This window comes from Magnetospirillum sp. XM-1 (assembly GCF_001511835.1).
Classification (GTDB): Bacteria; Pseudomonadota; Alphaproteobacteria; order Rhodospirillales; family Magnetospirillaceae; genus Phaeospirillum.
In genome coordinates, this window is record NZ_LN997848.1 from 2,110,069 (window position 1) to 2,125,568 (window position 15,500).

The following is a 15,500-nucleotide window of genomic DNA, read 5'->3' on the forward strand; positions in this document are numbered from 1 at the left end:
GCAGATGGGTCAGAAAGTCAATCCGATCGGCCTGCGCGTCGGCATCAACCGCACCTGGGACTCCCGGTGGTTCGCGGACGAGACCTACGCCAAGCTGCTGCACGAGGACCTGAAGCTGCGCAAGTACCTGCGCGAGAAGCTGGCCCAGGCCGGCGTGTCGCGCGTGGTCATCGAGCGTCCGGCCAAGAAGGCCCGCATCACCATCCATACCGCCCGTCCGGGCGTGGTGATCGGCAAGAAGGGCGCGGACATCGAGGTGCTGCGCAAGGAACTCTCGAAGATGACCGGTGGCGAGGTTCACCTCAACATCGTCGAGATCCGCAAGCCGGAACTGGATGCCCAGCTGGTGGCCGAGTCCATCGCCCAGCAGCTCGAGCGCCGCGTCGCCTTCCGTCGCGCCATGAAGCGCGCCGTGCAGTCGGCCATGCGTCTGGGCGCCCAGGGCATTCGTATCAACTGCTCCGGCCGTCTGGGTGGCGCTGAAATCGCCCGCATGGAGTGGTACCGCGAAGGCCGCGTGCCGCTGCACACGCTGCGTGCCGATGTGGATTATGGCGTGGGCACCGCCCGCACCACCTACGGCACCTGCGGCGTCAAGGTTTGGGTGTTCAAGGGTGAGATCCTCGCCCATGACCCCATGGCCCAGGACAAGCGCGCCGCTGGGGAAACCGCCCCGGCCGAACGCCGCTGATTTGAGAGGGAAGAGAGATGCTTTCTCCCAAGCGTACTAAGTTCCGCAAGGCCCATAAGGGCCGGATCAAGGGGGTCACCAAGGGTGGTTCCGCCTTGAATTTCGGCGCCTACGGCCTGAAGGCCCTGGAGCCCGAGCGGATCACCGCCCGCCAGATCGAGGCCGCCCGTCGTGCCCTGACCCGTCACATGAAGCGTCAGGGCCGCGTGTGGATCCGCATTTTCCCGGATCTGCCGGTGTCGTCCAAGCCTGCCGAAGTCCGCATGGGCTCCGGTAAGGGCGCGCCCGAGTTCTGGACCGCCCGCGTGGCTCCCGGCCGCATCCTCTTCGAGGTGGATGGCGTCGCCGAGGAAATCGCCCGTCACGGTTTTGCCCTGGCCGCCGCCAAGCTGCCGATCAAGACCAAGTTCATTTCTCGGATCGGGGATATCTAGCCATGGCGACCAAGGCTGCCGATCTGCGCCAGAAGAGTGTTGACCAGCTCAAGGAGCAGGTCATTGCGCTCAAGAAGGAGCAGTTCAATCTTCGCTTCCAGCGGGCCTCCGGCCAGCTGGAGAATACCGCCCGGGTGCGTGCCGTGCGTCGCGAGATCGCGACCATCAAGACGCTGCTCGGCGAGCGCGCCAAAAGCGCGTCCTAAGGAGGCCCATTCAAATGCCGAAGCGCATTCTTCAGGGCGTCGTGGTGAGCGACAAGATGGACAAGACCGTGGTGGTCAGCGTCGAGCGGCGCGTGATGCACCCGATCTACAAGAAGTTCATTCGTCGTTCCAAGAAGTACCACGCCCACGACGAGAACAACGTTTTCAAGACCGGTGAGACCATCCGCATCCGCGAATGCGCGCCGATCTCGAAGACCAAGTGCTGGGAAGTGATCGTCGAGCCGCAGGCTTGATGGTCGCGAACTGGGAATAAGGAAGAGACATCATGATCCAGATGCAAACCAACCTGGACGTCGCCGATAATTCGGGTGCCCGCCGGGTGCAGTGCATCAAGGTGTTGGGCGGCTCGCACCGGACCATCGCCACGGTGGGCGACGTCATCGTCGTTTCCATCAAGGAGGCGATTCCGCGCGGCCGTGTGAAGAAGGGTGACGTGCATCGCGCCGTCATCGTCCGCACCGCCAAGGAAATCCGTCGCGCCGACGGTTCCGCGATCCGGTTCGACACCAATGCAGCCGTCCTGATCAACAAGCAGGGCGAGCCCATCGGCACCCGTATTTTTGGCCCCGTCACTCGTGAGCTTCGCGGCAAGAAGTTCATGAAGATCATCTCTCTGGCTCCGGAGGTCCTCTAATCATGGCTTCCATGAACGTGAAGAAGGGTGACCGGGTCGTCGTCCTCGCCGGCAAGGACAAGGGCAAGAAGGGCGAAGTCATCGCCGCCATGCCGTCCGAGCAGCGCGTCATCGTCTCCGGCGTGAACATGGTGAAGCGCCACACCCGTCCGTCCGCCACCCAGCAGGGCGGCATCGTGGAGAAGGAGGCGTCGATCCACGTCTCCAACGTCGCCCACGAGGACCCCAAGGACGGCAAGGCGACCCGCATCGGTCACAAGATCCTCGAAGACGGTCGGAAGGTGCGCGTGGCGCGCCGCTCCGGCGAAGTCATCGACCGGTAAGCCGAAGGAACAGACAGATGGCACGTCTGCACACGCATTATAATACGGTCGTCAAGCCCGCCCTGCAGAAGGAGTTCAACTACGCGAACCCCATGCAGGTGCCGAAGCTCGAGAAGATCGTGATCAACATGGGCGTCGGTGAAGCCGCCCAGGATTCCAAGAAGATCGAGGCCGCTCTCGCCGAGTTGACCCTGATTTCCGGTCAGAAGCCGGTCAGCACCAAGGCCAAGAAGTCCATCGCCCAGTTCAAGCTGCGCGAAGGCCAGGTCGTGGGCTGCAAGGTCACCCTGCGGGCCGACCGGATGTACGAATTCCTCGACCGCCTGATCAACATCGCGCTGCCCCGCGTCCGCGACTTCCGTGGCGTTCCGGGCAAGAGCTTCGATGGCCGCGGCAATTACTCGCTGGGCCTCAAGGAGCAGATCGTCTTCCCGGAAATCAACTACGACAAGGTTGAGACCATCCGCGGCATGGACATCATCTTCGTCACCACGGCCAAGTCCAACGAGGAGGCCAAGGCCCTCCTCAAGGGCTTCGACATGCCGTTCGTGGCCTGATTGGAGATTTAGGCAATGGCTAAGATCAGCTCGGTCGAGCGCAACAAGAAGCGTGAGCGTATGGCGGCCCAGTTCGCCGCTCGCCGCGCCAAGTTGAAGGCGATCGCCAACAACCGTGAAGCCAGCCCGGAGGAGCGCTTCGAAGCCTCCCTGAAGCTGGCGGAGCTGCCCCGCAACTCGTCCAAGATCCGCGTGCGTCTGCGCTGCGAGGTTACGGGCCGTTCGCGCGGTAACTATCGCAAGTTCAAGCTGTGCCGGAATAAGCTTCGCGAGCTCGCCTCGCAGGGCCAGATTCCCGGCATGGTCAAGTCCAGCTGGTAAGGGAGGACGATCCATGTCCATGACCGATCCTCTCGGCGATCTGCTCACCCGTATCCGCAACGGGCAGCGGGCCAACAAGTCCACCGTTGTCTCGCCGGCGTCCAGCCTGCGCGCCAACGTTCTCGAAGTGCTGAAGCGTGAAGGCTACATCCGTGGCTACTCGCGCGCCGAGCTGCGCCCCGGCGTCGCCCAGCTCAGCATCGAACTGAAGTATCACGAGGGTCAGCCGGTGATCCGGGAAATCTCGCGCGTGTCCACTCCTGGCCGCCGCGTCTATTCCAAGATCGCCGACCTTCGCCGCGTCGCCAACGGGCTGGGGATCACCATCCTCTCGACCCCGCGGGGCGTCATGTCCGACTCTGAGGCTCGCACTCAGAACGTCGGCGGCGAAGTCCTCTGCGAAGTGTTCTAACGGAGGGACCTGAAAATGTCGCGAGTCGGCAAATATCCCGTCTCGGTGCCGTCGGGTGTCACCGTTCAGATCACCGGACCCGAAGTCACCGTCAAGGGCAAGCTGGGTGAGTCGAAGCTCACCCTCAGGGACAACGTCGAGGTCACCCTCGACGGCAACCTGATCTGGGTGAAGCCCAAGAACGAAACCAAGCACGCCCGCATGATGTGGGGCACCACCCGCGCGCACCTGAACAACATGGTCAAGGGCGTGTCGGAGGGTTTCACCGTCAATCTCGAGATCAACGGCGTCGGTTACCGCGCCGCGGTCGAGGGCAAGTCGCTGAAGCTGCAGCTTGGCTATTCGCACGATATCGAGTATCCGATCCCGGCCGATATCACCATGAAGTGCGAGAAGCCCACCGCCATCTCGATCTCTGGCCGCGACAAGCGCCAGGTCGGCCAGATTGCGGCTGAGATCCGCGCCTTCCGTGGTCCCGAGCCCTACAAGGGCAAGGGTATCAAGTACGAAACCGAGACTATCCTCCGCAAGGAAGGTAAGAAGAAGTAAGGGGCTCCGCCATGATGACGCCGAAGAATCTTTTCGAGCGCCGCAAGCGGCGCGCCCGCCAGAGCATCAAGGAGAAGGGCAACGGTCGTATCCGTCTGTCCGTCTTCCGCTCCGGCAAGAACATCTACGTCCAGGTGATCGACGACCTCAAGGGCGTCACCCTGGCCTCCGCCTCGACGCTCGACAAGGAGCTGAAGGGCAATTTGAAGACCGGCGCCGACCGGGCGGCTGCGGCCGCGGTCGGCAAGCTGATCGCCGAGCGGGCCAAGGCGGCGGGCGTCACGGAAGTGGTGTTCGATCGCGGCGGCTACATCTACCACGGTCGGGTCAAGGCCCTGGCCGATGCGGCCCGCGAAGGCGGCCTGTCTTTCTGAGGATGATGAGCAATGGCACGTACTCCCTCTTCTGATCGTCCCGAACGCGGCCGTGGCGGCGAGCGCGGCGAGCGCGGCGACCGCCCGAATCGCGGTCGCGGCGGCGCCGAGCAGACCCCGCGCGAGCGCGAGGAATCGGAATTCGTCGACAAGCTGGTCCACATCAATCGCGTCGCCAAGGTGGTGAAGGGTGGCCGTCGCTTCGCCTTCGCCGCTCTGGTCGTGGTGGGTGACGCCAAGGGCCGCGTCGGCTGCGGTTCGGGCAAGGCCCGCGAAGTTCCGGAAGCCATCCGCAAGGCCACCGAACAGGCCAAGCGCAACATGATCAAGATCGCGCTGCGCGAGGGTCGCACCCTGCATCATGACGCCTTCGGCCACTTCGGTGCCGGCCGCGTCATCCTGCGGGCCGCCCCGGCCGGTACCGGCATCATCGCCGGCGGCCCGATGCGCGCCGTGTTCGAGACCATGGGTGTCCAGGACGTCGTGGCCAAGTGCCTCGGCACCTCCAACCCGCACAACATGATCAAGGCGACTTTCGACGCCCTGATCAACCTGGCTTCTCCCCGCCATGTTGCCGCCAAGCGCGGCAAGAAGGTGGGCGAGATCATCGGTCGTCGCGACGGTGCCGCCGCCGCGGCTGCCGCCGGCGCTTGATCGGGAGGGCATTGAACATGGCCGCCAAGAAGAAGACCGCCGCCAAGTCGACCGTCAAGGTCACCCAGATTGGTAGCCCCATCGGCCGTCCGGCCGACCAGGGCGCCACTCTGATCGGCCTGGGCCTGGGCAAGATGCACCGCACCCGCGAGCTGGAGGATACTCCGGCCGTGCGCGGCATGATCACCAAGGTCCGCCACCTGGTGCGCGTGGAAGAATAGAACATCCGGGGGCCGGGGCGAGAGTCCCGGCCGACCGTGACGAGGACGAAAAGAAATGAAGCTCAACGAACTTCGCGACAACGAGGGCGCGCGCTATCAGTCGAAGCGCCTCGGCCGTGGCATCGGCTCCGGCAAGGGCAAGACTTCGGGCAAGGGCGTGAAGGGTCAGACCTCGCGTACCGGCGTGGCGATCAACGGCTTCGAAGGCGGTCAGATGCCCATCTACCGTCGTCTGCCCAAGCGCGGGTTCAACAACCCGAACGCCAAGCACTTCGCCGTGATCAACCTCGGCCGCCTGCAGAAGGCGATCGACGAGAAGCGCATTGACGCCAAGAAGCCCATCAACGCCGAGGCCCTGTCGGCCGCCGGTCTGATCGGCAAGGTCCTGGACGGCGTTCGCCTGCTGGGCCATGGCGAGATCAAGGCCAAGGTCACCATCGAGGTGACCGGCGCCTCGGCCGCGGCCATCGCCGCCGTCGAGAAGGCCGGTGGTTCGGTCACCGTGACCGCGCCCAAGGCCGCTGCAGCCGAGTGATTTGAGGAGAAGGGGGCCGGCCCAAGGCCCCCTTCGCCCGTTCACGCGTCGAATCCCCGACCCCGGACGATTGATCCGGGTCAAGGGCTGGATCAAGGATTTGTGGTGCGGTGCCAGGCCCCGACGGGCCCCGACGCCCCCCGCCACCGAACCCCGGAGTAAGGCATGGCCTCCGCTGCCGAGCAGCTCGCCGCGAATCTGAACTTTGGCGTTCTCGCCAAGGCCACCGATCTCAAGAAGCGCATTTGGTTCACCCTGTGGGCGCTGGTCGTCTATCGCCTGGGGACCTGGATTCCCATGCCGGGCGTCGATCCGCATGTGCTCGGCGACCTGTTCAAGCAGTCGGGCGGCGGCATGCTCGGCATGTTCGACATGCTGGCCGGCGGTGCGCTGCACCGTATGACCATCTTCGCGCTCAACATCATGCCGTACATCTCGGCCTCCATCATCCTGCAGCTGATGACCACGGTCGTCCCGTCGCTGGAAGCGGTGAAGAAGGAAGGCGAGGCGGGCCGCAAGAAGATCAACCAGTACACCCGCTATCTCACCGTGGTCATCGCGGTGATGCAGGCCTACGGCATCGCGGTCGGTCTGGAAAGCATGACCAGCACGCGCGGCAGCGCGGTGATGATGGAAAGCCACATGCTGTTCCGCTTCTCGACCGTGGTGACGCTGACCGGCGGCACCCTGTTCCTGATGTGGCTGGGCGAGCAGATCACGGCGCGCGGCATCGGCCAGGGCACCTCGCTGATCATCATGGCCGGCATCGTGGCGGAACTGCCCGCGGCCATCAGCAACACCCTGGAGCTGGGCCGTACCGGCGCGCTTCCCGTGCTGGTGATCATCGGCATCCTGATCATGAGCGTGGCGGTCATCGCCTTCATCGTCTTCATGGAGCGCGCCCAGCGCCGGATCATCGTCCAGTATCCGAAGCGCCAGGTGGGTAACAAGATGTTCGGCGGCGAGTCCTCGCACCTGCCGCTCAAGGTCAACACCTCGGGCGTGATTCCGCCGATCTTCGCCAGCTCGATCCTGCTGATGCCGGTGACCATCGCCCAGTTCTCCGCGGCCGGCGGGCCCGAGTGGCTGACCACCTTCACCGCCCTGATGGGCCGCGGCCAGCCGCTGTACATCGCGCTGTATCTCGGCCTGATCGTGTTCTTCTCGTTCTTCTATACCGCCGTGGTGTTCAATCCGGTGGATACGGCCGAGAACCTGAAGAAGTACGGCGGCTTCGTGCCGGGCATCCGTCCGGGCAAGAACACCTCCGACTATCTCGACTATGTCCTGACCCGGTTGACCGTGGTGGGCGCCGCCTATCTGTCGGCCCTGTCCATCCTGCCGGAACTGCTGATCAGCAAGTTCTCGGTGCCGTTCTACTTCGGCGGCACCTCGCTGCTGATCGTGGTGTCGGTGACCATGGATACCGTGGCTCAGGTTCAGTCGCATCTGCTTGCGCACCAGTACGAGGGACTCATCAAGAAGTCCCGGCTGCGCGGGCGGCGTTAACTGCCAAGAAGAAAGAGGGGACATCCGATGAATCTCGTTCTGTTGGGTCCGCCCGGTGGCGGCAAGGGTACCCAGGCCAAGCGTCTTCAGGACAAGTACGGCCTGGTCCAGCTGTCCACCGGCGACATGCTGCGCGCTGCCGTGGCCGCCGGCTCGGAAGTGGGCAAGAAGGCCAAGGCCGTGATGGACGCCGGCCAGCTGGTGTCCGACGAGATCGTCATCGCCATCATCGACGAGCGCCTGGACCAGCCCGACGTGGCCAAGGGCGCCATCTTCGATGGTTTCCCCCGTACCGTGGCCCAGGCCGAGGCTCTTGACGCCATGATGGCGCGTAAGGGCAAGAAGCTGGACTTCGCCATCGAGATCCAGGTGCCCGACGCCTATATCGTCGAGCGCATCACCGGCCGCTACACCTGCGCCAAGTGCGGTGCCGGCTACCACGACAAGTTCCAGCTGCCCAAGGTCGCCGGCAAGTGCGATTCCTGTGGCGGCACTGAGTTCGCTCGCCGTCCGGACGACAATGTCGATACCGTGACCAAGCGTCTCGACGCGTATCATGCCCAGACCGCTCCGCTGCTGCCCTATTACGACAAGAAGGGCGCGCTGAAGCTGGTGAACGGCACCATGGACATCGCCGATGTGACCAAGGCCCTGGAAGGGATTCTGGACGCGGCGAAGTAATGTGATTCTATAGGGCGAGACGGTTGACTCTTGATCGAATCGCCCTATAATCCCGCACCTTCGGTTTCCCCCGTCATGGGCGAGGCCAGGGGCGCGTTTTTGGTTAACGGCTCCGGGTCATCTCGTGGCGCGGTCTTTTATCTGGTGAAGGAGTAACCAGCTTTGGCTCGTATCGCTGGCGTCAATATTCCGACGAATAAGCGCGTTCTGATCGCGCTGACCTACATTCATGGCATCGGCCGCGCCAAGGCGGCGGAGATCACCACCTCGCTGGGGATTCCCGCCGAGCGTCGCGTCAATCAGCTGACCGACGACGAAGTGCTCAAGATCCGTGAGCTCATCGACCGCGACTTCCAGGTCGAAGGCGACCTGCGTCGCGCGGTTGCCATGAACATCAAGCGTCTGATGGACCTGGGCTGCTATCGCGGCCTGCGCCATCGTCGTGGCCTGCCGGTTCATGGCCAGCGGACCCACACCAATGCCCGTACCCGCAAGGGTCCGGCCAAGCCGATTGCCGGCAAGAAGAAAGTTACCAAGTAAGGAACACCTCCGATGGCTAAGCCCGCTGCTGCCGCGCGTCCTCGTCGCCGCGAGCGCAAGAACATCACCTCGGGCGTGGCGCATGTGAATGCCACGTTCAACAACACCATGATCACCATCACCGATGCCCAGGGTAACACCATTTCCTGGTCCTCGGCCGGCATGCAGGGCTTCAAGGGCTCGCGCAAGTCGACCCCGTACGCCGCCCAGGTGGCTGCCGAAGACGCGGGCCGCAAGGCTTCCGAGCACGGCATGCGCACCCTGGAGGTCGAGGTGAAGGGTCCTGGTGCCGGTCGCGAGTCCGCTCTGCGCGCTCTGCAGGCCGTGGGCTTCCAGATCACTTCGATCCGTGACGTCACGCCGATCCCGCACAACGGGTGCCGGCCGCGCAAGCGCCGTCGCGTCTGATCGGGTCTCCTTGGATCGGGATGCCGCCGGCTTCCTCGTGGTGAGGAGGTTCGGCGGCACGCCCGTTTTCGTTTTCCTTTGTTCAGCATGAGGTCACGCACGTGATTCAGAAGAACTGGCAGGAACTGATTAAGCCCAACAAGCTCCATGTGGAGCCCGGGGCCGATGCCCAGCGTACCGCGACCGTGGTCGCCGAACCGCTGGAGCGCGGCTTCGGCATGACGCTGGGCAATTCCCTGCGCCGCGTGCTGCTGTCGTCGCTGCAGGGTGCCGCCGTCACGGCCATCCAGATCGACGGCGTTCTGCACGAATTCTCGTCCATCCCCGGCGTGCGGGAAGATGTCACCGACATCATCCTGAACATCAAGACTCTCGGCCTGCGGATGCATGGCGAGGGCCCGAAGCGCATGCATCTGCGTGCGGTCGGCCCGGGCGAAGTCACCGCCGGCCTGATCGAGGTCGGTCACGACATCGAGATCATGGACCCCGAACTGGTGCTGTGCACCCTGGACGAGGGCGCCAAGCTGAACATCGAGTTCACGGTCGAGACCGGCAAGGGCTACGTCCCCGCCTCGCAGAACCGTCCCGAGGATTCGCCGATCGGCCTCATTCCGATCGACGCCATCTTCTCGCCGGTGCGCAAGGTGGCCTACAAGGTGGAAAACACCCGCGTGGGCCAGGTCACCGACTACGACAAGCTGTCCATGACCGTCGAGACCAACGGCGCGGTCACTCCGGATGACGCCGTGGCGCTCGCCGCCCGCATCCTGCAGGACCAGCTGCAGCTGTTCATCAACTTCGAGGAGCCCACCGCGGTCGTCGAGGAAGAGAAGAAGGACGAACTGCCCTTCAACAAGAACCTGCTGCGCAAGGTGGACGAGCTGGAGCTTTCGGTCCGTTCGGCCAACTGCCTGAAGAACGACAACATCATCTACATCGGCGACCTGGTCCAGAAGACCGAGGCCGAGATGCTGCGCACTCCCAATTTCGGCCGCAAGTCGCTGAACGAGATCAAGGAAGTGCTGGCGCAGATGGGTCTGCACCTGGGCATGGAAATCGCCAATTGGCCGCCGGAGAACATCGAAGAGCTGGCCAAGAAGCTCGAAGAGCCCTATTGATCCACGTCTCTTATCGTCATGGCCGGGCTTGACCCGGCCATCCAGACCCTTAGGGCTCAAGCCCGGGGGTGACGATTTGAGAGGGATGTTTTCGGACCGATCCGGTCCACCCGCCCGTTCTCCCCCGATGGAGGCGACGCGGCAGTACAATCGGCTTCGCCAGGCGAGGCCAAGCGACGAGGAGAGTTGTTATGCGTCATGGTATGTCCGGCCGTAAGCTGAACCGCGACAAGTCGGCCCGTAAGGCCCTGTTCGTCAGCTTGTCCAACGCCCTGCTCAAGCACGAGCAGATCAAGACCACCCTGCCCAAGGCCAAGGACCTGCGTCCCGTGGTCGAGAAGCTGATCACGCTGGGCAAGCGCGGCGACCTGCACGCCCGGCGCCAGGCCTATGCCTTCCTGCGCGACGACAAGGTGGTCGCCAAGCTGTTCGCCGTCATCGGCGAGCGCTACAAGACCCGCAATGGCGGCTACACCCGCGTGTTGAAGGCCGGCTTCCGCTACGGCGATTGCGCCCCCATGGCCATCATCGAGCTGGTTGATCGCGATCCGGCCGCCAAGGGCACCGATTCCGGCCCGACCGCCGACAAGAAGGCCGATGCCGACGAGGAATAAGCTTCCTCCGGCAACGACGATCTGACGAAGGGGCCGTCCCGCAAGGGGCGGCCCCTTTCGCGTGACAGCCTTCCCGCGGCGGGGTACCAATAGCCAAGCTGCCGGGAGACGCGTCATGACCTTTGAGGAACACATTCGCCACGGCATCGATCTTGCCCGCGAGGGTGACCTGCCGGGCGCGGAGGCCGCTTTTCTGGCGGCGGAGGGCATCAACCCCCGCGACCCTCTGCCCCGCAATCTTCTGGGTAAGGTCTACCTGGCGGGCGGCCATGACAAGGTCGGCGTGGAGGCCCTGGTGGAAGCGGTGCGGCGCGATCCCCAGGTGGAGATGATCTTCGATCTGGTCCAAGCCCTGAATCACCTCCATGCCCATATCGACGTGGAGCGGGTCTGCGCCTATCACGAGCGGCAGATCGCCGGGGATGACCGCTTCCTTCCCTATCGCGGCATGGGGCAGTTGCAGACCAAACAGGTCCATGCCGCCATCGACACGCTGTCGCGGGCCTTGGCCAACGATCCCGCCAATCCGGCCCATTACCACAATCTGTCCGTGGCCCTGATCGAGGGCGGACGGGCGGAGGAGGCAGTGGAGTGCTTTTGCCGGCTACTGCCCGACTGGGACGGCGGCGCGGCGGAGGTGACGTCGGTTGAGCGCCTGGATGCTATCGCCGAAGGCTACGACGTCAAGGATCTGCACAATTACTTCAGCGACCGGATGCTGCGCCTGTACCTGGACGTCTTTCCGGGACGGCGGCTGCGCCGGGTGCTGGAACTGGGAACGGGCACCGGATTGCTGGCCTCGAAATTACCGGCCTCGGCCACGTCCGTTACCGGCATCGAGCGCTCGCCGGCCATGCTGGAGCAGGCCCGGGCCCGCAAGGTCTACGACACCCTGGTGGAAGGGGACCTGCCCGGTGCGCTGGACAGTGTGGACGGTCCTTTCGAGACCATCCTGGCGGCCTGCATGCTGTATTACTTCGCCGATCTGCGGCCGTTCTTCGTCCACGCCGCCCGTTTGCTGGAGCCGGACGGCGTGTTCCTGTTCTCGGTGGATCCCTTGAGCGATCCCCGCCAGGTCGCGGTGACCAAGCCGGGCGAATACGCCCACAGCCGGGCCTATCTCCGTCGCCTGGCCGAGGAGACCGGCTTCCTGGAGGTCGCCATCGAAATCGACCGCCATCGTGGCTCTCCGGGCTTCTGGTGCGCCTTCAGGAAGGGTTGAGCAGTCCCAGGAAGCGTTCCGCCGCCACGATATCGCGCTTCAGTTCGGCGCGGCGGTCGGCGGCTTCCCAATCCTCGCCCCATTGCTCGATCTGATAGGTCTCGTCCACCTGCGAGGCTTCGAAGGCGGCGTCGGCGTCGAGGCGGCCCTCGGCCAGGGCAAGCCCCAGGATCAGCGAGCCCATGGCGGCGGTGGCCGATTGCAGCGCCGTCAGGCGCCAGTCGTCGTAGGCCTCGATATGGCGCCGCAGGGCGGCCAGGGATTCGGCCGGCTGGGCCATGGCGGTCAGGCCGGTGGTGGTGGCGAGCGGCGCGTCCAGCGCCTGGGCCGCCCAGTCCAGCAGCGGCTGCCAGGCGGCGGTCTGGCGGGCCACCAGGTCGGTGGGGGTCTCGGCGCGGTAGCACAGCAAATCGGTGCCGGCGTAGTTCATCAACTGGGCCAGCATATGGGCGCGTTCGGGGCCGACGCGGTCGAGCGCGGTGCTGGCCAACTGGGTCATGGGCATGGTCGACGGCAGGACCTGGTCGCCCTGGTCGCGCCATTCCCCGGCGACGGCTTCGGCCAGGGGCTGGGCGGGAAGGGCCAGCGGGCGGGCGCCCGGCGTCTTGACGGCCTTGCCGTCCAGCAAAATGGCGAAGCCGCCGTCACGGGGGGCGGCGACGCAATCCTTGTAGAAACGCTTGATGGACTTGAGCACAGAAAAGAGCCTTCTCGGATGGTGTGTTGCTCTAGCGGGCGAGGCGCCGCGCCTGGGCCGTGCGGCAGGGGCTGGAATCGGCGGCGGCCTTGGCCGTCCCTTCCGTGGCGACCGCCGGATTGCCCAGCACGCCCCTGACCTTCAGCGGCGGCGCGGTGCGGCTGACGAATGTGACGTCCACGGCTTCGGTCCTGAGGTCGATGCTGCCCATGGCCAGGGCGGCGGCGGCGGCGGTCTCGGCCCCCAGGCCGCGGTCCAGGCTGATCAGGCCGGCCTTGACCGGCAGCCGGGCCACCAGGCAGCGCAGATGCAGGCCATCGGATTCGAGGGCGTTCGGGGCGATGTCGCGGGCCAGGCGGGCGGGGAGGTCCGTGCCGGAATTGCGGGCGAGTACGGTCTCGCCCAGGGTGAGGGCAAGGCTGCCCTCGGCGCTGCCGGCCAGATTGCGCAGATTGGTGCCCTGGGCCTTAAGGTCGAGGGCGAGGTCGGCCTTGGCCCCTTTCAGGGCGCCGGCGGTCAGCAGGGCGGGGTCCGCCCCGGCGGCGGTCAGGCGGAGCGCCAGGGCGGGAGTCTTGGCGGCGGCGTCCAGCTTGATCTCGCCCGCCAGCTTTCCCTCGCCGGCCCGGGCGGTGAAGCCCGCCAGCGCCATGCGGCCGGACGCCACGGTCAGCTCGCCGGCGGCGTCGGCCAAGGTGGCCGGTCCCGCCTGCAACCGGGTGGCGGCCAGCGACAGATTGGCGTCCATGTCGCGGACGAGGTCGAGGATCAGGGGCTCGGTCCCCAGGATGCGGCCGTCGTCGATGGGAATGGCCGGGCGCTGGGGTTGCGAGGCCTGGGCCGGGGGCGCGCCGCGCGGCGACGGCAGCGAGAAATCCCCCAGGTTCAGCTGGGCGGCGGCCAAACGGCCGTAGATCCGGGGGCGGGGCGCCAGCACCAGGGACACTTCCCCCGCCAGATCGCTGCGGCCAAGGGTGCTCTTCATGCCGGTAAGGCGCCAGCCGCCCTCGATGTCGCTCAGCTTGGCCGACAGCTTGACCGGTCCGGCATTGGGCAGGTCGAGGCCCAGCAGACGCGTCGCGGCGGCCAGCGACTCGGCTTCCAGGCCAAAGCTCAGATCGACCCCGCCCGGCCCGGCGGCGTCGGCCACCTGTCCCTTGGCGGTGATCAGCAGGGAATCGCGGCGGCCGATGATGGCGTCGATGTCGGCGAGCGCCAGGGGGCCGGCGGAGTCTGAAAGCCGTGCCGCCAGCTTGAAGGGGCCGAAGGCTTGGGGAACGCCCTTGCCGGGGCGCAGGCGCAACAGCTCGGCCAGTTCCTCGCCCTGGGCGCGGATATCGAAATCCAGCCCCTTGGCGGCCAGGGGCGACGCCACGGCGCCGCGCAGGGTGAGGGTGGCGCCGCCGAGCGCGCCTTTCAGCTGGACGGGATAGGGCTTGGCGCCGCCCAGGGCCGACAGCGGGCCGATCACCCCGGTCAGGTCGAAGCTTCTGTCCTGCCAGCGCCCGGCCAGTTGCAGCGACAGCGGGCCGCCGGCCTCGCTTTCCGGGCGGATCACCGCCTTGGCCACCTGGACCGTGCCGCCGCTCCAGCGGATGGCGGCATCCTCGATGCCCACCTCGGCCAGGGCGAGGCGGGTCAGGGGGGCTCCGGCCGGCGGGGCGCCGATGTCCAGGGATTTGGCCTGGCCGAGACGGGGCAGGTTGGCGGCGTGCAGCACCGGACGGAAGAGGCTGAGGCTTTCCAGGCGCAACTGATGGAGCGCCAGCGGCACCAGGGCGACCCGCGCCTCGATGCGGTCGACATAGAGGATATCCGCGCCCTTGCCCGCAGCCCCGTTGCCGACGGAGAGGGTGACGCCGGTGAAGCTGAGTACCGGCGACGGCCCCAGCTTCAGCTTGGTGGCGCCGGCGAAGGTGAGGTCCAGACCGGTGGCGGCCTTGACCCGTTCGGCCAGGAAGGCGTTGTAGGCGTCGGACTTCAGCGACTTGCCGGCCGCGATGACCGCGACCACCAGAACCAGGACCAGGGCGGCGACGATCTTGGCAATCGTGCCGGGCCTCATGCTCCGTCCCCGGACTTGTCCCCGGTCAGCGCGTCCAGGACCTCGGTCAGGTTGTCGAAGGTGTCGAGCACCACCTGGGCGCCGGCCCGCTGCAACTCGTCCAGGGAATGGTAGCCCCACGAGACGCCGACGGCGGCGGTGCGGGCCGCTGCCGCCATGGCCATGTCATAGGCGGTGTCGCCGATCATGGCGATCTCGCCCGGCTCCAGCCCGCAATCGGCGGCGGCCCGGCGCAGCATGGCCGGGTTGGGCTTGCTGGGATTGTCGTCGGCGGTCTGGATGGTGACGAAGCGGCCCTGAAGGTCGTGGGCGTCCAGCAGGGATTCCACGCCGCGCCGGGACTTGCCGGTAGCGATACCCAGCAGCCAGCCCTCGCCCTCGAGGCGGTCGAGGGCTTCCTTCACGCCGGGAAACAGCGGCTCCATGGTGTCGGGCAGCAGGCGCATGGCGCGGAAGGCTTCCTTGTAGGCGTCGGCCACGGCGCGGTGGGTGGAGGGATTGGCCCAGGGCAGCAGCACGGCGCAGGCATCCACCAGGGACAGGCCGATGATGCGGCGGACCTGTTCGGGCCGGGGGATGCCCAGGTTCAAGTTGCCCCACGCCTCGGTCATGGCCGAAACGATATTATGCTGGCTGTCCACCAGGGTGCCGTCCACATCGAAGACGGCAAGGCGCAGATGGGACATCGGACTCCGGCGCGCTGCTCGTATTTTTCGT

Annotated in this window: 24 protein-coding genes; 21 read left to right on the top strand and 3 right to left on the bottom strand. The window is 65.9% G+C overall.

What is annotated here, in order from left to right; translation table 11 throughout:
- Positions 1 to 4 precede the first annotated feature (4 nt).
- From rpsC to XM1_RS09925, 21 genes are all read left to right on the top strand, one after another.
- On the top strand, positions 5 to 691 hold the full coding sequence (rpsC, locus tag XM1_RS09825; protein WP_068433077.1) for a 30S ribosomal protein S3: 687 nt from the start codon (positions 5 to 7) through the stop codon (positions 689 to 691).
- A gap of 17 nt (positions 692 to 708) precedes the next feature.
- Positions 709 to 1,125: a 50S ribosomal protein L16 gene (rplP, locus tag XM1_RS09830; protein WP_008615450.1), complete on the top strand. Its 417-nt coding sequence runs from the start codon at positions 709 to 711 to the stop codon at positions 1,123 to 1,125.
- Between the two features lie 2 nt (positions 1,126 to 1,127).
- The gene (rpmC, locus tag XM1_RS09835) at positions 1,128 to 1,331 is read left to right on the top strand and encodes a 50S ribosomal protein L29 (protein WP_008615442.1); all 204 of its coding nucleotides are present in this window, start codon (positions 1,128 to 1,130) and stop codon (positions 1,329 to 1,331) included.
- Between the two features lie 14 nt (positions 1,332 to 1,345).
- Positions 1,346 to 1,585 (top strand): 30S ribosomal protein S17, encoded by a 240-nt coding sequence (rpsQ, locus tag XM1_RS09840; protein WP_068433079.1) that lies wholly within the window; start codon positions 1,346 to 1,348, stop codon positions 1,583 to 1,585.
- 32 nt (positions 1,586 to 1,617) lie between these two features.
- The gene (gene rplN / locus XM1_RS09845; protein WP_002725445.1) at positions 1,618 to 1,986 is read left to right on the top strand and encodes a 50S ribosomal protein L14; all 369 of its coding nucleotides are present in this window, start codon (positions 1,618 to 1,620) and stop codon (positions 1,984 to 1,986) included.
- 2 nt (positions 1,987 to 1,988) lie between these two features.
- On the top strand, positions 1,989 to 2,309 hold the full coding sequence (gene rplX, locus XM1_RS09850; protein WP_040475808.1) for a 50S ribosomal protein L24: 321 nt from the start codon (positions 1,989 to 1,991) through the stop codon (positions 2,307 to 2,309).
- Between the two features lie 17 nt (positions 2,310 to 2,326).
- Positions 2,327 to 2,866: a 50S ribosomal protein L5 gene (rplE, locus tag XM1_RS09855; RefSeq protein ID WP_068433081.1), complete on the top strand. Its 540-nt coding sequence runs from the start codon at positions 2,327 to 2,329 to the stop codon at positions 2,864 to 2,866.
- Between the two features lie 15 nt (positions 2,867 to 2,881).
- Positions 2,882 to 3,187, top strand: a complete 306-nt coding sequence (gene rpsN, locus XM1_RS09860) for a 30S ribosomal protein S14 (protein WP_009868554.1) — start codon at positions 2,882 to 2,884, stop codon at positions 3,185 to 3,187.
- A 13-nt stretch (positions 3,188 to 3,200) separates the two neighbouring features.
- Positions 3,201 to 3,599 (top strand): 30S ribosomal protein S8, encoded by a 399-nt coding sequence (gene rpsH / locus XM1_RS09865; protein ID WP_068433082.1) that lies wholly within the window; start codon positions 3,201 to 3,203, stop codon positions 3,597 to 3,599.
- A 15-nt stretch (positions 3,600 to 3,614) separates the two neighbouring features.
- Positions 3,615 to 4,148, top strand: a complete 534-nt coding sequence (gene rplF / locus XM1_RS09870; protein WP_068433084.1) for a 50S ribosomal protein L6 — start codon at positions 3,615 to 3,617, stop codon at positions 4,146 to 4,148.
- 11 nt (positions 4,149 to 4,159) lie between these two features.
- Entirely contained in the window at positions 4,160 to 4,522 is a 363-nt protein-coding gene (gene rplR, locus XM1_RS09875; protein ID WP_068433085.1) for a 50S ribosomal protein L18, read from the top strand.
- Positions 4,523 to 4,534: 12 nt separating this feature from the next.
- Positions 4,535 to 5,176, top strand: a complete 642-nt coding sequence (gene rpsE, locus XM1_RS09880) for a 30S ribosomal protein S5 (protein ID WP_082700437.1) — start codon at positions 4,535 to 4,537, stop codon at positions 5,174 to 5,176.
- Positions 5,177 to 5,193: 17 nt separating this feature from the next.
- Positions 5,194 to 5,397 carry a 50S ribosomal protein L30 gene (gene rpmD / locus XM1_RS09885; RefSeq protein ID WP_009868549.1) on the top strand — a complete coding sequence of 68 codons (204 nt, stop codon included), beginning with the start codon at positions 5,194 to 5,196 and terminating at the stop codon, positions 5,395 to 5,397.
- A 55-nt stretch (positions 5,398 to 5,452) separates the two neighbouring features.
- A complete protein-coding gene (rplO, locus tag XM1_RS09890) occupies positions 5,453 to 5,932 on the top strand; it encodes a 50S ribosomal protein L15 (RefSeq protein ID WP_068433087.1) in 480 nt (159 codons plus the stop codon).
- A gap of 165 nt (positions 5,933 to 6,097) precedes the next feature.
- Positions 6,098 to 7,441, top strand: a complete 1,344-nt coding sequence (gene secY, locus XM1_RS09895; RefSeq protein WP_068433088.1) for a preprotein translocase subunit SecY — start codon at positions 6,098 to 6,100, stop codon at positions 7,439 to 7,441.
- 27 nt (positions 7,442 to 7,468) lie between these two features.
- Positions 7,469 to 8,122, top strand: coding sequence for an adenylate kinase (locus XM1_RS09900; RefSeq protein WP_068433090.1), 654 nt, complete (start codon positions 7,469 to 7,471; stop codon positions 8,120 to 8,122).
- 162 nt (positions 8,123 to 8,284) lie between these two features.
- Positions 8,285 to 8,662, top strand: a complete 378-nt coding sequence (rpsM, locus tag XM1_RS09905) for a 30S ribosomal protein S13 (protein ID WP_068433091.1) — start codon at positions 8,285 to 8,287, stop codon at positions 8,660 to 8,662.
- Positions 8,663 to 8,674: 12 nt separating this feature from the next.
- Positions 8,675 to 9,070, top strand: coding sequence for a 30S ribosomal protein S11 (rpsK, locus tag XM1_RS09910; protein WP_002725469.1), 396 nt, complete (start codon positions 8,675 to 8,677; stop codon positions 9,068 to 9,070).
- A gap of 101 nt (positions 9,071 to 9,171) precedes the next feature.
- Positions 9,172 to 10,188 (top strand): DNA-directed RNA polymerase subunit alpha, encoded by a 1,017-nt coding sequence (locus XM1_RS09915; RefSeq protein WP_068433092.1) that lies wholly within the window; start codon positions 9,172 to 9,174, stop codon positions 10,186 to 10,188.
- 191 nt (positions 10,189 to 10,379) lie between these two features.
- Positions 10,380 to 10,802 carry a 50S ribosomal protein L17 gene (rplQ, locus tag XM1_RS09920; RefSeq protein ID WP_068433093.1) on the top strand — a complete coding sequence of 141 codons (423 nt, stop codon included), beginning with the start codon at positions 10,380 to 10,382 and terminating at the stop codon, positions 10,800 to 10,802.
- 115 nt (positions 10,803 to 10,917) lie between these two features.
- Positions 10,918 to 12,024, top strand: a complete 1,107-nt coding sequence (locus tag XM1_RS09925) for a methyltransferase domain-containing protein (protein WP_068433094.1) — start codon at positions 10,918 to 10,920, stop codon at positions 12,022 to 12,024.
- Here XM1_RS09925 and XM1_RS09930 read toward each other — a convergent pair.
- The 3 genes from XM1_RS09930 to XM1_RS09940 are packed head-to-tail and all read right to left on the bottom strand — an operon-like array spanning position 12,011 to position 15,469.
- The gene (locus XM1_RS09930; RefSeq protein WP_231920763.1) at positions 12,011 to 12,721 is read right to left on the bottom strand and encodes an ATP12 family chaperone protein; all 711 of its coding nucleotides are present in this window, start codon (positions 12,719 to 12,721) and stop codon (positions 12,011 to 12,013) included. The genes XM1_RS09925 and XM1_RS09930 overlap by 14 nt on opposite strands.
- Positions 12,722 to 12,752: 31 nt before the next feature.
- Positions 12,753 to 14,783 (bottom strand): AsmA family protein, encoded by a 2,031-nt coding sequence (locus XM1_RS09935; protein ID WP_068433096.1) that lies wholly within the window; start codon positions 14,781 to 14,783, stop codon positions 12,753 to 12,755.
- Entirely contained in the window at positions 14,780 to 15,469 is a 690-nt protein-coding gene (locus XM1_RS09940) for an HAD-IA family hydrolase (protein WP_068433098.1), read from the bottom strand. The genes XM1_RS09935 and XM1_RS09940 overlap by 4 nt, the downstream gene beginning before the upstream one ends.
- Between the last annotated feature and the right edge of the window lie 31 nt (positions 15,470 to 15,500).